Source organism: Conexibacter sp. S30A1 (assembly GCF_023330665.1).
GTDB lineage: Bacteria > Actinomycetota > Thermoleophilia > Solirubrobacterales > Solirubrobacteraceae > Palsa-465.
Map to the genome: position 1 here is coordinate 2613440 of NZ_CP097127.1, position 14561 is coordinate 2628000.

At 66.6% G+C, this 14561-nt stretch carries 15 protein-coding genes and 1 tRNA gene; 14 read left to right on the top strand and 2 right to left on the bottom strand.

Features of this window, described 5'->3' with window-relative positions; translation table 11 throughout:
• The first annotated feature begins 42 nt into the window (after positions 1-42).
• From hemB to M3M54_RS12630, 9 genes are all read left to right on the top strand, one after another.
• On the top strand, positions 43-1038 hold the full coding sequence (gene hemB, locus M3M54_RS12590) for a porphobilinogen synthase (protein WP_249019397.1): 996 nt from the start codon (positions 43-45) through the stop codon (positions 1036-1038).
• Positions 1026-2120, top strand: a complete 1095-nt coding sequence (locus M3M54_RS12595) for an AsnC family transcriptional regulator (RefSeq protein WP_249019398.1) — start codon at positions 1026-1028, stop codon at positions 2118-2120. Before hemB ends, M3M54_RS12595 begins: the two co-directional genes overlap by 13 nt.
• Positions 2080-3381: a glutamate-1-semialdehyde 2,1-aminomutase gene (hemL, locus tag M3M54_RS12600; protein ID WP_249019399.1), complete on the top strand. Its 1302-nt coding sequence runs from the start codon at positions 2080-2082 to the stop codon at positions 3379-3381. The genes M3M54_RS12595 and hemL overlap by 41 nt, the downstream gene beginning before the upstream one ends.
• A complete protein-coding gene (locus M3M54_RS12605; RefSeq protein ID WP_249019400.1) occupies positions 3378-3680 on the top strand; it encodes a hypothetical protein in 303 nt (100 codons plus the stop codon). Before hemL ends, M3M54_RS12605 begins: the two co-directional genes overlap by 4 nt.
• Before the next feature lie 108 nt (positions 3681-3788).
• A complete protein-coding gene (locus M3M54_RS12610) occupies positions 3789-4466 on the top strand; it encodes a Rieske 2Fe-2S domain-containing protein (RefSeq protein WP_249019401.1) in 678 nt (225 codons plus the stop codon).
• A gap of 38 nt (positions 4467-4504) precedes the next feature.
• Complete coding sequence (locus tag M3M54_RS12615; RefSeq protein ID WP_249019402.1) at positions 4505-5257, top strand: cytochrome b N-terminal domain-containing protein; 753 nt, start codon at positions 4505-4507, stop codon at positions 5255-5257.
• Positions 5258-5264: 7 nt separating this feature from the next.
• The gene (locus tag M3M54_RS12620; protein WP_249019403.1) at positions 5265-6026 is read left to right on the top strand and encodes a cytochrome B; all 762 of its coding nucleotides are present in this window, start codon (positions 5265-5267) and stop codon (positions 6024-6026) included.
• 72 nt (positions 6027-6098) lie between these two features.
• On the top strand, positions 6099-6845 hold the full coding sequence (gene ubiE / locus M3M54_RS12625) for a bifunctional demethylmenaquinone methyltransferase/2-methoxy-6-polyprenyl-1,4-benzoquinol methylase UbiE (RefSeq protein ID WP_249019404.1): 747 nt from the start codon (positions 6099-6101) through the stop codon (positions 6843-6845).
• Complete coding sequence (locus M3M54_RS12630) at positions 6842-7822, top strand: polyprenyl synthetase family protein (RefSeq protein ID WP_249019405.1); 981 nt, start codon at positions 6842-6844, stop codon at positions 7820-7822. Before ubiE ends, M3M54_RS12630 begins: the two co-directional genes overlap by 4 nt.
• Positions 7823-7850: 28 nt before the next feature.
• Here M3M54_RS12630 and M3M54_RS12635 read toward each other — a convergent pair whose 3' ends face one another.
• A complete protein-coding gene (locus M3M54_RS12635) occupies positions 7851-8267 on the bottom strand; it encodes a hypothetical protein (RefSeq protein WP_249019406.1) in 417 nt (138 codons plus the stop codon).
• A 272-nt stretch (positions 8268-8539) separates the two neighbouring features.
• Between M3M54_RS12635 and M3M54_RS12640 the strand changes: the two genes are divergently transcribed.
• The 5 genes from M3M54_RS12640 to M3M54_RS12660 all read left to right on the top strand — a co-directional run bounded on the left by M3M54_RS12640 (position 8540) and on the right by M3M54_RS12660 (position 12219).
• Positions 8540-8812: a twin-arginine translocase TatA/TatE family subunit gene (locus tag M3M54_RS12640; protein WP_249019407.1), complete on the top strand. Its 273-nt coding sequence runs from the start codon at positions 8540-8542 to the stop codon at positions 8810-8812.
• A 44-nt stretch (positions 8813-8856) separates the two neighbouring features.
• Entirely contained in the window at positions 8857-9879 is a 1023-nt protein-coding gene (gene tatC, locus M3M54_RS12645; protein ID WP_249019408.1) for a twin-arginine translocase subunit TatC, read from the top strand.
• Between the two features lie 33 nt (positions 9880-9912).
• Positions 9913-10593, top strand: coding sequence for a hypothetical protein (locus tag M3M54_RS12650; protein WP_249019409.1), 681 nt, complete (start codon positions 9913-9915; stop codon positions 10591-10593).
• Between the two features lie 33 nt (positions 10594-10626).
• A tRNA-Lys gene (locus M3M54_RS12655) sits at positions 10627-10699 on the top strand.
• A 116-nt stretch (positions 10700-10815) separates the two neighbouring features.
• Positions 10816-12219, top strand: a complete 1404-nt coding sequence (locus M3M54_RS12660) for an IS66 family transposase (protein ID WP_256465850.1) — start codon at positions 10816-10818, stop codon at positions 12217-12219.
• Positions 12220-12267: 48 nt separating this feature from the next.
• Here M3M54_RS12660 and M3M54_RS12665 read toward each other — a convergent pair whose 3' ends face one another.
• The gene (locus tag M3M54_RS12665; protein WP_249019411.1) at positions 12268-13617 is read right to left on the bottom strand and encodes a transposase; all 1350 of its coding nucleotides are present in this window, start codon (positions 13615-13617) and stop codon (positions 12268-12270) included.
• Positions 13618-14561: the final 944 nt, after the last annotated feature.

Consider the following 14561-nt stretch of genomic DNA (forward strand, 5'->3'; position numbering starts at 1 on the left):
GCTGGCGGTGCGTCGCACGATCCGGCGTATCCTCGACTGGATATGGCCTTTCCATCGACTCGTATGCGCCGGCTGCGCGCCACGCGTCCGCTGCGCGGACTGGTGCGTGAGACGGAGCTCTCGGCGGGCGATCTGATCTACCCGCTGTTCGTGGTCGAGGGTCTCGTCGGCCGCGAGCCGATCTGGACGATGCCGGGGATCGACCGGCTCTCGCTTGACGAGGCCGTCAGCGAGGCGGGCGCGGCGTTTGCGCTCGGCATCCCCGCCGTGATCCTCTTCGGCATCCCGGGTCACAAGGACGCAGAGGGCACTGGCGCCTACGACGACGACGGCGTCGTGCAGCTGGCCACGCGCGCGATCAAGCGCGCACACCCGGAGCTGATCGTCATCACCGACCTGTGCCTGTGCGAATACACCGATCACGGCCACTGTGGCGTGTTGCGCGACACACGCCCGGGCGCCGACGCGGAGCAGGAGGTCGACAACGATGCGACGCTCGAGCTGTTGGCTCGTACGGCCGTCTCCCAAGCCCAGGCGGGCGCCGACATCGTCGCGCCCAGCGACATGATGGACGGGCGCGTCGGCCACATCCGCCAGGCGCTGGACGAGGCCGACCTTGAGCAGACACCGATCATGGCCTACTCCTCGAAGTTCGCCTCCGCCTTCTACGGCCCGTTTCGGGCCGCGGCCGACTCAGCCCCAGCGTTCGGCGACCGCCGCGGCTACCAGCTCGATCCGGCCAACGGGGAAGAGGCGGTGCGTGAGTCGCTGCTCGACGCACAGGAGGGCGCGGACCTCTTGATGGTCAAGCCGGCGCTGCCCTACCTGGACATCATCCGGCGCGTCAAGGACGCCACGATGCTGCCGCTGGTCGCCTACAACACCGGCGGCGAGTACGCGATGCTGAAGGCTGCGGCCGCGGCCGGCTACATGGACGAGCGCCAGTCGGTGCTCGAGGCGCTGACCGGCATCAAGCGCGCGGGGGCCGACATCATCATCACCTACCACGCAAAGGACGTGGCGCTGTGGCTGAAGTGACAGAAACCAATTACGGACCGAAGCTGCGGGCCCGCAAGGACGGTGCGGCGGTGCCGCTCGACGAGCTCGACAAGCGTCTGCTCAACCTCATGCAGGGCAGCTTTCCGCTCGCCAGGCACCCATATCAGCACGTCGCCAGCGAGGCGGGGATCGGCGAAGAGGAGGCGCTCACGCGCGTCAGGCGCCTGCTCGACGAGCGCATCATCCGCCAGGTCACGCCGATCTTCGACACGCGTGCACTCGGCTACAGCTCGATGCTGGTGGCGGCCAAGGTCGACGCCGAAAACCCCTGGCGCGCGGCCAACGTGATCAACGCCCACCCCGGTGTCTCGCACAACTATCTGCGCAACCACGAGTTCAACATCTGGTTCACGATCGCGACCGAGCCCGACTCGAAGCTCGGGCTCGAAGGCACAATCGCGCGGCTCGGCGAGCTCGCCGGCGCGGAGTCGATCCGGCAGCTGCCGACGCTCAAGCTGTTCAAGATCCGCATGGACCTCGAGATGGAGGCCGGCACCGACAAGCTCGCGGGCCAGGTCGCCGAGGCCGTGGAGCCTGCCGAGACCGAGCCACAGCCCTACGACGAGTTCGACCGGGCGGTGATTCGCGCGACCCAGGGTGAGCTGCCCGTCGTCTCCGAACCCTATGCGCCAGCGGCGGCGGCCCTCGGGATCAGCCAGGAGGAACTGCTCGCGCACCTGGAGGCGATGCAGGAACGGCGACTGCTGCGCCGGGTCGCGGCGATCCTCTACCACCGCCGCGCCGGTTTCAGCGCCAACGGCATGGGCGTCTGGAAGGTGCCGGAGCAGCGCGTTGCGGAGCTCGGCGCGGAGATGGCTCGCTTCCGCGGCATCTCGCACTGCTACCAACGGCCCACCTACCCTGACTGGCCCTACTCGGTCTTCACCATGGCCCACGGTCGCTCGAAGGAGGAGTGCGATGCGATCCTCGACTCGATCGCCGAGCAGACCGGCATCAGCGAGCGCGCGACGCTCTACTCCTCGACCGAGTTCAAGAAGATCCGCCTCCTCTACTTCACCGATGAGCACCGCGACTGGGAACGTCTCAACGCCGGCGTCTAGCGCGCTCTACGGCCGCGCGCAACGCGTCATCCCCGGTGGCGTGAACTCGCCGGTGCGGGCGATGCGTCAGATCGGCCGCGACCCGATCTTCGTCGCCTCGGGCTCGGGCGCGCGCGTCACGGACGTGGACGGCAACGTCTACATCGACTGGGTCTGCTCGTGGGGGCCGCTGATCCTCGGGCACGCCAACCCGCGGGTGCTGCAGGCCATCAACCGCGCGGCTGCGCTCGGCTCGAGTTTCGGCGCCCCGACTGAAGGCGAGGTGTTGATCGCCGAGCTGGTCGCTGAGCGCATGCCAGCGGTGGAGATGCTGCGCATGACCTCCTCCGGCACCGAGGCGAGCATGAGCGCGATCCGGCTGGCGCGGGCGGTCACCGGCCGTGAGGCGCTGCTGAAGTTTCAGGGCGCCTACCACGGTCACGTTGACGGCCTGCTGGTCCAGGCCGGGTCGGGGCTCGCGACCCAGGGCATTCCGGCGAGCCCCGGTGTGCCCGCCGCCGTCGCCCAGGCGACCATCGCCATCCCCTGGAATGACGAGGATGCCCTCGCGGCGGCGCTTGACGCGCACCAGTTCGCGGCCGTGCTGGTCGAGGCCGTGCCGGCCAACATGGGCGTGGTGCCCGCCAAGCCTGGCTACCTGGCCAGGCTTGGCGCCGCGGCGCGCCAGAACGGCGTCCTGTTCGTGGTCGACGAGGTGATCACCGGCTTTCGTGTGGCCCCGGGGGGCGCTCAGGAGCTCTACGGCCTCGAGCCTGACCTGACGATCCTTGGCAAGGTGATCGGCGGTGGCCTGCCGGCCGCAGCCTACGGCGGGCGTCGCGAGCTCATGAGCCAGATCGCGCCCGCCGGCGAGGTCTACCAGGCCGGCACGCTGTCGGGCAACCCGCTGGCGGTGGCGGCCGGGCTGGCGACGCTCGAGCAGCTCGATCAAGAGGCCTACCGGAGGCTTGCCGAGCTGACTGAGCGGCTCGCCGTAGGCCTGCGCGAAGCAGCGGCGAGCGCAGGCCTAAAGCTGCGTGTGCAGAGCGCCACGGGCCTTCTGACACCGTTCTTCACCGGCGTGGAGGTGACCGACTATGCGGGCGCCTCTGCCTGTGACCAGCAGTCCTACGCGGCTTTCTGCCGTGGTCTACTGGCGCGTGGGGTCTACCCACCGGCTTCGCAGTTCGAGGCCTGGTTTCCGTCGCTTGCGCACAGCGAGCGCGATATTGAGCTGACCGTCGAGGCGGCCGGCGAGGTGCTGGCGGAGCTCGCCTCGTGAGCGGCTACTCGTACGCGGAGGTGATCGCGGACATCGCCCGGGGGGCGCGCCTGCACTACGAGAATGCACATTCAGCCGACCCGGACCTGGACCTGCTGCTCGGCGATCAGAGCTACGCGAGCGGTCTGGCGAAGCTGGCCACGATCGGCGACGTGCACGAGACCGCCCGCCTCGCAAACCTGATCTCGCGCGTCGCGCAGCTGCACGCCCATGGCGAAAGCGCTGCTGCCGGAGAGCTTCTGGTGAGCGCCGAGCGACGCCTCGCGGGCGAGCAGGCAGGGAACGGCGCGTCGCTTTGAAAATGCCGTTAGGCTTACGGGCCGGTTGTCGAAGAAACCCGTAAGCCAGTGAGTGCGATGCCACAAGATCCTCACAGCAAATCGTCCAAGTACACAGCTGATCGCGGTATGCCCGGCGCCTTTGAGGGCGAGACGGTCACGCGGCGGCGCTTCATGAGCGCGATCACCCAGGGCGCCGGCGGGATTGCCGCTGCCTCCTTCGGCCTGCCGGCGCTCGGCTTCGCGATCGGGCCGGTTTTCAAGCGCACCCAGTGGCCCTGGCAGATCATCGGTCGGCCGGAAGACTTCGTTGAGACGGTCTATGCCACCAAGGTCGTGACGATGGTTCAGGGGATCGGTGACGCGGGTGACACGCTTGCCTACGTGCGCAAGCGCGACCCGGCGATCGACACCGAGCCCCACGACCAGTACAACAACTACATCGCGCTGTGGAACCGCTGCATGCACCTCGGCTGCCCGGTTCGTTACGTGCAGGCCGCGGAGCGGTTCATCTGCCCCTGCCACGGTGGCATCTACAACTTCCGTGGCCAGGTGGCCGGCGGCCCGCCGGTGCGCCCGCTGGACCGCTTCTACACCTACGCGCCGCCCCCGGGCGAGCGCGGCCACGGCTACGTCTATCTCGGACCCCCTTACGCGGTCAACTCGGAGCTGCAGCGCCTGTCCGTCCGCGACCCCGCGGAGCCGCTTGATGGCCTCGGCCAGTACTTCTACCCGCCGCAGTTCGACACGGCGAAGATCCCCTCGCTCGAGCATCTGCCCCTGCCCCCGACGGTTCCGGGCACCTGATGGCGATCATCGGATCACGTGGGCGCCCGGCTGCGCCTGTGCCCCCAGCCCAGAGCGATGAGCTGACGCGTCCGGAGGCCGCCACCGAGGCGAGCCTGACCGTCGTCAACTGGATCGACGAGCGCGCCCAGCTCTCACAGGGGCTGCGCTGGATGATGTTCCGCAAGGTGCCCAAGGGCATCAACTGGGCCTACACGCTTGGTTCCGCCACCATGTTCGCCTTCCTCAACCAGGCGGTCACCGGTGTGTTTTTGGCGATGTACTACCGGCCGAGCGTGACCGGCGGCGCCTACGAGTCCATCCGCAACATCAACGACAACGTGTTCCTCGGCCAGTTCGTGCACGGTATGCACAAGTGGGGCGCGTCGGTGATGATCGTGCTGATCTTCCTGCACATGGGGCGGGTGTTCTTCTTCGGCGCCTACAAGTACCCGCGCGAGCTCTCGTGGATCATCGGCGTGGTGCTCTTGATCCTCACCATGGCGATGGGCTTCACGGGCTACCTGCTGCCTTTTGACCAGCGCTCCTACTGGGCCACGATCGTCGGCGTCAACATCAACGGCACCGCACCGTTCCTCGGGCCCTACATCAGCGATTTCCTGCGCGGCGGCCCGGAGTTCGGTGCCACCACGCTGTCGCGTTTCTACGCGATCCACATGATGCTGATACCTGGTCTGATGGCCGCTCTGATCGGCTTGCATCTCTACCTGGTGATGAAGCTCGGGATCTCGGCGCCGCCGTGGATCAAGGCGCAGGAGCCGGACGTCGCGATCGAGAAGGTCGAGGTCTGAGCTCCCCATGAATCAGGCTGAGAAGGAGCAGTACCTGCGCGAGTACGCGCTGCTGAAGAACGAGGGCAAGCCGTTCTTCCCCTATGCGGTCGCCAAGGACGCGATCATGGCGATGATCGTGATGGCGGTGATCATGCTGCTGTCGCTGATGTTCGGCGCGGAGCTCGGCCCCGCCGTTAACCCGACGACCACCACGTATGTGCCGCGGCCGGACTGGTACTTCTTCTTCCTGTTCGAGCTGCTGCGCGTGATGCGCAACGCGCCCAAGATGACGGACCTGGCGACCCTTGGCGTACCGACGCTGTGCATGGTCGGGCTGTTCCTGCTGCCGCTTTATGACCGCAGCCCGGAGCGACTGATCACGCGTCGCCCGGTGGCGTTGGCTGCGGGCATCGCCACGATCGTCTGCATTGCCTACCTGACCTACTCGGGCGCTGTTGTTGGCTCGCCCAACCAGCTGGTGCTGCCGGTTCCGGCCGGGCTCACGAAGGCGCAGAAGGCAACCTTCCTGGCCGGCGAGATCATCGTCGGCGAGTCCGGCTGCGAGGGCTGTCATGAGATCGGTACCTACGGCAACAATGGGCCTGGGCCGCTGCTGACGCACATCGGCTCGATCCTGCGGCCGGGCGGGATCGCCTCGACGCTGAAGAATCCGACGGCGCCGATGCCATCGTTCGCGGGTCTGGCGAAGAGCTCACCCAAGAAGTTCGACGAGCTCGTCCAGTTCCTCTCGATGCTGCACTACAACTCGTCGTCCTGGACGGGCTAGGCGCCGACGGGCCAGCGTGCGGGCCACCGACGGTCGTTTAAGTTTCTCTCAGGCGCCGGTAAGCTCTAGCTTATGACGGATCCCACCCCAGATGGCCCGGCCTCCGGCACGCTCCCGGAACCTCAGGTGCGCGCGATGTTCGACCGCATCGCCGGCGTCTATGACCGCCTGAACTCGGTCATGACCGCGGGTCTGCATCACCGCTGGCGCGAGCGGGCCGTCGCCCTTGCACAGCTCACTCCCGGCGACCATGTGTTGGACGTCGCCACCGGGACCGGCGATCTCGCCTTCGAGCTGGCTCGGGCCGTGGGTCCCGAAGGCTCGGTCGTCGCGGCTGACTTCTCCGAGCAGATGCTCGCGATCGCGCGGCGCAAGGCTGACGCCGGGACCGCCGGCGCGGGCGCCGGAAGCGTGCGCTTCGAGCAGGCAAACGCACTATTGCTGCCGCATGCGGCCAATGAGTTCGACGCCGCGACGGTCGGCTTCGGGGTGCGTAACTTTTCTGACCTGAACCAGGGGCTGCGTGAGCTGGCGCGGGTGGTGAAGCCGGGTGGCAGGGTCGTGATCCTCGAGATGACCGCACCACGACGGCCGCCGCTGTCGACCTTCTTCGGGCTCTGGTTTGACCGTGCCGTGCCGGTGCTGGGCAGGCTCGCCGGTGACGCCGATGCCTACACCTACCTGCCAAGCTCGGTGCGCCGCTTCCCTGGCCCGGAGGACCTCGCCGCGCGGATGAGCGCGGTTGGGTTCGGTGATATCCGCTATGTGCTTACAGCCGGGGGGATCATCGCCCTCCATGTCGGTACCGTGAAGGTGTGAGCACTTCCAGCGCTGCGTCAGTCGAGGCTGTGGTCGAGTCTGGCGGCGACGGCGCCGCGCGCGTCATGGGCCGTGTCGAGCAGCGGATGGTGGATCTCGTCTCCGGCTACGGCGAACTGCTCGCGCGTCACGGTGGTCAGACGATCACCGCCGGCGGCAAGCGACTGCGGCCACTGCTGGTCTGCATCGCCGCGGGTGTGCCGGTCGCCGAGAGTGACGCGCTGGTCCGGGCCGCGGTGGCCGTGGAACTCGTGCACTCCGCGACGCTCGTGCACGACGACGTGATCGACGGGGCTGCCCTGCGCCGCGGCCGTCCGACCGTCGTGGCCACCGGAGGGCGGCTGATGGCCGTCGCCACCGGTGACCTGCTCTTCTCGCGCGCCTTCGCGGAGCTGGCGGCCGGGGGCGAGATTCAACCCATCCGAATCCTCTCCGCAGCCGCCACGGCGCTCGCCGCCGGCGAGCTGATGCAGCGTGAGGACTGCTGGAAGGACTCCGTCAGTCAGGCCCGCTACCTGGAGCGCTGCCGGCTCAAGACCGGCGTGCTGTTCCGCGCCGCGTGCGAGCTGGGCGCGCTCGCGGGCGGGGTGCCGGTGGCGGCGCTCGGCGCCTTCGGGGAGTCGATTGGGGTCGCCTTCCAGTTGCTCGATGACGTGCTGGACGTCACGGGTCCAGCTGAGCGCACCGGCAAGCCCCGCGGGACGGACCTGCTGGACGGCACAGTTACGCTACCGCTGATCGAGGCGCGCAAGCGCGACCCGGCACTGGCGCAGGTGGATCTGCGCGCGCTGACAGACGCAGCTCAGGCGGCTGCGATCTGCGACCTGATCGAGTCAACCGGTGCGCTCGATTTCGCCCGCGAGCAGGCTCTGGCTCTCGTGAACGCCGCCAAGGCGTCTTTGCCGGATGCGCTCACGCTGGCTCAGCGGCGCGCGCTCGAGCTGGTCGCTGACAGCGTGGTGGAGCGCTACAGCTGAGCGCAGCGGCGTCTGCTGTCGTGGGCGCTCAGAAGTCCTCGGGCAGGATCTGATCTGCCTGTAGCGCACGCGTGAAGCGTTCGATGTCGGCGATCAGGTTTGCCTGGGCCATCCGCTGCAGGTCGGTGATCATCGCCGTGAGGCCCTCATCCAGGTGGTCCTCCAGATGCTCCACCTGCGTCCTGGCAAACGTGCCCGCTTCCGATCTCCTGCAGTTTGGGCACTCGAGCAGCAGGTTCCAGCGCCCGTCCGCCGCCTGGGACCAGGCCAGTGGCTGGACCAGGTCAGAGCCGCAGGCCGGGCAGTCGGACAGCACGCGGCTGTCGGTCGCCGTGTCGTGGAAGTGGACCACCTCGATCATGCGTCCGCTTGGCAGCACCACCTGGCGCACACTCTGCGGCTGCGTTGAGGGATGTGCGGGCTGATCTGATTGGTCCTGGTTCATGTCGGTCGCTCCTGCGGCAGGACCCATATCGGCGCTCGTCCAGGCCGTCTTTAACCACAGCGGCAGAGACTGGCCGTTGTGAGGACTGGCCGGCGCCAGCAGACCAGCGATGATCCGTCCGGGCGCGCGCAGCGTATGGCGTGGTGAAGGCGAGCCTGCCGTCCACCCCAGATAATGATCGGCGCCGCCGCGCATCTGCCGGTGCGCTCAGGCGTTGGGGCTGGACGGGAGCGCTAACCTACATACACCGGCAACTGCGAGGAAAAAAAGTCATGCTTGCAAGTCCCTGGAAGGACACTCTGATCATCCTGGTGATCGTGCTGCTGTTCGTCGGCCCGAAGCGCCTGCCCGCGCTGAGCCGTTCGATCGGCGAGAGCATCAGGGAGTTCAAGGGCGGTATATCCCAGATCTCGGAGTCGCACGCTGGCTCGGAGCTGGCACCGGGCGCAGGGAGCGGTGCCGCGGTAACGCCGCCAGCCGCAACGGTGCCGACGACGGGCGAAACCGGTCCTGGCGGCACGCCCACGGACCTGCCCGGCGCCTGAGTCACATCGCCGTCTGACAATCTGCAGCATAACCGCTTTCGACCATGCGCCTGCGGCCCATAGGCCACGGTGACGAACTCAGCATCATCGACCATCTCGATGAGTTTCGCTCGCGCCTGATCTTCTGCTTGGCTGCGCTGTTTGTCGCGTTCGTGGTCTGCTTCTGGCAGAACCACGCGCTGCTCAACCTGCTCAACAACGCGCTTCCGGCTGCCGCCAAGAACGGGCTTGGCAGCCAGCCGCGGCTGAACGCCACGCTGGGCCGTAGGCTCCAGCAGGTTTCGGTCGACATGGCGAAGTTCGCAGGCGACCTGGCGCACGTCAAGGGAATGTCGGCCGGGGCCGTTGCGGAGGCCCGGGCTGTGAGTCGGGATCTGCATGCCGTGAGCGTCGCCTACCCCAAGCACGCGGGCAGCCAGGAGAAGCCGATCGTGGTCGGGGTCGGCGAGGGTTTCACGACCACCATGTTGGTGTCGGCCTACTTTGCCTTGCTGTTCACCCTGCCGGTGATCCTCTACCAGGCTTACGCGTTTGTGCTGCCGGCGCTGAAGCGCAACGAACGGCGCGTGGCCACGCCGACCGTGATCGCCGCCCCGTTCCTGTTCGTCGCCGGCGCGGCCTTCACCTACTTCGCGGTGCTGCCGCCGGCGGTCCACTTCCTGCAGGGCTACAACAGCCAGGAGTTTCAGGTGCTGATCGGCGCTGGCTCCTACTACAAGTTTGAGATCCTGCTGATGATGGGGCTCGGCCTGGCCTTCCAGGTGCCGCTGTTTGCGCTCGGGCTGCAGCGCGTCGGTGCGATAAGTTCGCGGACGCTCACGCTCAACTGGCGCTACGCTTCGGTTCTGATCGCGGTGATAGTCGCGATCCTCCCGGGCGTGGATCCCGTCACCATGACGATGGAGACGCTGCCCTTGGTTTTCCTCTACGTACTGAGCATCGCGCTGCTGAAATGGGTCGAATTCCGCCAATTCCGGCACAACCGTGCCGAAGCGCTGGCCGCTACGCGCGCAGCCGAGAAGGCTGCCAACCCAGGCGGGCCGGGAGACCCAACCGGAGCGCTGTGAGTCACCCCAAGGCCAGCACCCTCACCTTCTTCCATGCTCTTTGATCTCCGCAGCCGCCGGCGCAAGGGCGCCGTCAAGGTCATCTACGCCTCGCTGGCGCTGATCATGGTCGTCGGCCTGGTTGGGCTTGGTATCGGCACCGGCAACAGCGGCGGGCTGCTGAACGCCGGTGGCAACGGCGGCTCTGGCAACGGCAACTCGACCAACGATGCGCAGGTCACGAAGGCGCTTGCGGCCGTGCGCGCGCATCCGACGGCGGCCAACTGGGCAAATCTGATGACGGTGCGCTACAGCGCCGCCGGCTCGAGCAACGATTACAACAGCACCACCGGCGTCTACACCGCTGGTGGTAAGACCCAGCTGCGCGGGACCGTCAGCGCCTGGCAGGGCTATCTGCGTGCCAGCGCCGGCAAGCCGACGCTGAACAACTCGATCATCGCGGCGCGCGCTTACCAGGCGCTTGGCCAGTGGGCTGACGAGAGCGTTGCCTGGAACTACGCGGCCCAGGCCGCGCCTGCCTCCGAGCGCCTGAACCCCGATTACTGCCTCGCGCTCTCCTCCTACGCCGCCAAGGAGACCACCAAGGGCGATCTGGCCGCGACCGCGGCGCTCGCGCTCACCGCTAAGGCCCAGCGCCTCACCCAGAAGTCCACGCTCAAGAGCGCGCGGACCTCGCCGACTACCGCCCAGAGCGATCTCGCGACCTACTGCTGAGGCCGCCACACGTCGCTAACATGACGTGCCCGCGGGCCGTTAGCTCAATTGGCAGAGCAGGGGACTCTTAATCCCAAGGTTGCAGGTTCGATTCCTGCACGGCCCACTCACAAAAGCCCCGCAAAAGCGTGACTGTTCAGGTCGTGAAGGGGTTGTCGGTTTGAGGGCGAACGGTGTTATGTGCCCTCGGTTCGGCTGTCCTATGACGATCTTGCGGTTTTGGTGGTTGAGCAGGCTCAGACGATTCGCGGGCTGGAGAGCGAGATCGTTGAGTTGAGGGCCGAGGTCGCGGAGTTGAAGCGGCGGTTGGCGCAGAACTCCAGGAACTCGTCCAGGCCGCCGTCATCGGACGGGCTCGCTAAGCCGCCTGCGCCTAAGAGCTTGCGTCGGTCCTCTGGCCGCAAGCCTGGTGGCCAGCGCGGCCATGGTGGCGAGACCTTGGCGATGGTGGCTGAGCCTGACCAGATTGTTGTGCACGCGCCTGCTTGTTGTGCTGGCTGCGGGGCGGGGCTGGATGATGCGCCGGTCCAGAGCGTTGATCGTCGTCAGGTCTTTGATCTTCCCGAGATCAGGCTCTGGGTTACCGAGCATCGTTCTGAACGGCGACGCTGTTCTGGGTGCGGGCATCTGACGGCAGCCGTGTTCCCGGCTGCTGTGACGGCTCCGGCGCAGTATGGGCCGAGGGTCAGGGCGCTTGGGCTGTATTTGGTCTGCGGTCAGCATCTGCCCTATAAGCGGGCAGCCACGCTGCTCTCCGATTGGCTTGACGCGCCGCTTTCGACAGGCACGCTCTGCAGCTTTGTTGAGGCGGCCGCTGCTGATCTTGACGCGTTTCTTGACACCGTGCACAGCCAGCTGATCGGCTCGCCGCTGGTTCATTTCGATGAGACCGGCGCGCGTGTCGCCGGCCGAACAAGGTGGCTGCACTGCGCCTCCAACGAGCACCTCACGTTCTATGCGATCCATGACCGGCGCGGGACCGAAGGGATCGATCACTGTGGCGTGATGCCCAACTACCAGGGGATCGCGGTCCACGACGGCTGGCCTCAATACCGCTCCTATGACCGCGTCACGCACGCGCTGTGCAACGCGCACCATCTACGCGAGCTGTTGGCCGTGATCGAGAGCGACACGCAAGGACAGTCCTGGGCCGTTGAGGCCGACCGGTTCCTACGCCGCCTCCACGACAAGGTCCAGGCCGCCAAGACGGCCGGGCTATCCGATCTGCCAGCGGCTTCGCTGGCCGGCTATCGCCGGGCTTGGGGACGGATCATCGCGCTCGGGCACCGCCAGAACCCGCCACCAACCGAACGGACCGCTCGGCGCGGCCCGATCGGCCGGACACCGGCAGCCAACCTGTTGCGCCGACTCGACGAGCACCGCGACGACGTGCTGCGCTTCGCGCACAACTTCCAGGTCCCGTTCGATAACAACCTCGCAGAGCGAGACATCCGGATGATCAAGATCCAACAAAAGATCTCCGGCTCCTGGCGAACAACCTCCGGCGCAGACCGATTCCTCCAAGTCCGCGCCTACATCAGCACCGCCCGCAAACAGAACCAAAGCCTCCTCGACGCGCTAACCCAACTCGCTGACCATCAGCCCTGGCTACCAGCCACCACCTGAACAGTCACGCAAAAGCGGGGCTTTTAGCTTTCTCTCGGGTTTCGCAGTTCATAGGCCGGCGGCTGCCCATGCTTGCTGGACTTGGTTGATTTCCTGGGTTGTGGGGGTTCGGGCCTGTTCGGGTTGAAATTGGGTGGCGATGATCACTCGTCGTAGCTTGGCGAGCATGTCCTGGAATGATGGGGTGGTCTTGGAGACATACCAGGGGGCGCGGGCGCGATGCTCTGTGACGATGTCGGGGTGATGTCCGTAGAGCGCGTACCAGATGATCGTGAGGTCCATCGCCAAGAACTGGAATGGGACGGTCCGTTGCACGGCTTTCTCGGTCCGGTTGCGGGCATCACCGACGCCGAACAGTTCTTTGCCGTCCTGGAAGGCGACTTCGATCGGCCAGCGGTCTGCGTAGCGTTCGACGATCTGCGCGGCGGTGGCGTGAAGGTCGGTGGTGATCAGCGCGATCTGGTAGCCGCACGGCTTGGTGTCGTCTTTGACGAGGATCACACGGACCGGGGTTTCGGCGCCGAGCGGCTCCCACAGGCAGTTGATCTCAGCCAGCTCGAGCGTCTCGGTTTTGCTGTAGCGCCTGACGGTCGTCTTTACCCATTCGGTGGCGGGGTCGGCTGCGATCTGTTGAAGGCTTTCAAGCTGTTTGCCCCATTTGCGTGGCCGGCCGCGTTTGCCGGTGCGCGGCGGCGCAGGGGCGTAGATCACCGCGTTGCTACGCAGCCTCGATGTGATCGTCACCCGCTTGGGTGCAGCACGCCACGCCTGGCTGATGTAGGCGCTGTCACCGACCACGTTGATCTGGCGATCCGGCAGCCGTTTGGCGAGCAGGCAGACCATCGCCCTGGCCAGCTTGACCTTCCCGGGCCGCTCAGGATCGGGCTTGTGCTGCTTGACGAACTGTTCGCGCCGCGGCTGCCAGAGCCGGAACAGGACCGGCAAACATACGGTGCGCTGCAGGAACGGCAGCTTGACACAGATCCCGGCCACGATCCAGTTGTTCCCCCACGCGACCGAGCCTGAGCGGCTGTTGGCGGTCGCGTCGTGATGCCAGAAGGTGCCGTGGATCCGGCGTCCCCTGCGTTTCAGGAGCGTGTCGTCGACCGCGACCAGCACGCTCGCACCCGGTTCTGTGAACCGCTCAACGATCAGGCAGGCGAGCCGTAACCCGAGCTCGTCCACGGACCAGCGGGCATTGGCGAAGAACCGGTGGCAACGCGCGTGATGCCACACCCCCGACAGCCTTGAGCCTGTCAGCATCCCGGTCACGCACCGCAGAGAGGTCTGCGAGACCTGACCGACCAACACCCCCCGGAACGTCTCAAACGTGGGACGGGTGAAACACGACTCAAACAGGACAAGCAGCTCGTTCAGCGAAGATGGGACGCAGAGCATCGGCGGCAGCCTCCAAGAGAAGCCGCGCAGCGTGCCTCCCCTTGGCCGCGACGGACGGGTTATGTTGACAGCAACCGCTTTCGCGCAAGCCGCCGATGCTCCTTCCCCGACACCGCGCCAACAGGCCACACCAGCCCGCCACGGCCCCGTCCACCACCACCTGCTACGCCGCTATGCCGCTACAGGCCCAAAAGTGCGAAACCCGAGCTTTCTGATACGGACAGATATTCTCGCTGAGGCACGTTTGGGTACCACGTTTGGGTACCCAACTCCATGTGGTGCTGTCACCGAGGCGTTCGGCCGGCTCGGCAGACACACCGAGATGCTTGCGCGATCGCGTCACCACGACCGCTCGAAGCGTGGCGATCGGCTGACCCGAGCCCGGGATGCTTTACACGTAGGATGTCGGGGGTTCGAGCCCCTCACCGCCCATCCAAGGACTAGCTGCAAACCGGCGTGTTTTTAGAGGTGTTGCCGCTCGCTTTCGGGCCGTTTGCCAAAAAGTGCATCACGGGAGTGCATCATTTGGGGCGCTCCGCGGTCGCGCTCGCGCGTAGCTAGGCGGCGCGCTTGGCACCGGCACCGCCTGCTCGACGACGCCTCCTCGTGCGAGTGCACCGGCTGTCCGTTCGGGGCACATGCTTGAGCGAGGTCGGCTCCCGAACGGCTCTCGCTGTCTGCGAGGCTGCGGGTGTTCGTGCTGTTGAGCGCCGCCGAGTTTGGTTGCGGGCGGGGACGTTCGCGCTGTTGATGGTGGTGATGGGCTGCTGCTGATGGCAGGCTTTGCGTGTTCCTGAACGCGCGAGAGCCCTCCCGTCTGCTTGGCGTGGCCGGGAGGGCTCTCTGGATGCCGGAGGTGGCACCCGATGTTGATCGTATGTGCGGAGTCTGCTGTGGTGGAGGCTCAGTTGTTGTCTGGCGGGTTGTCGTGCTCGTTGTGTGGC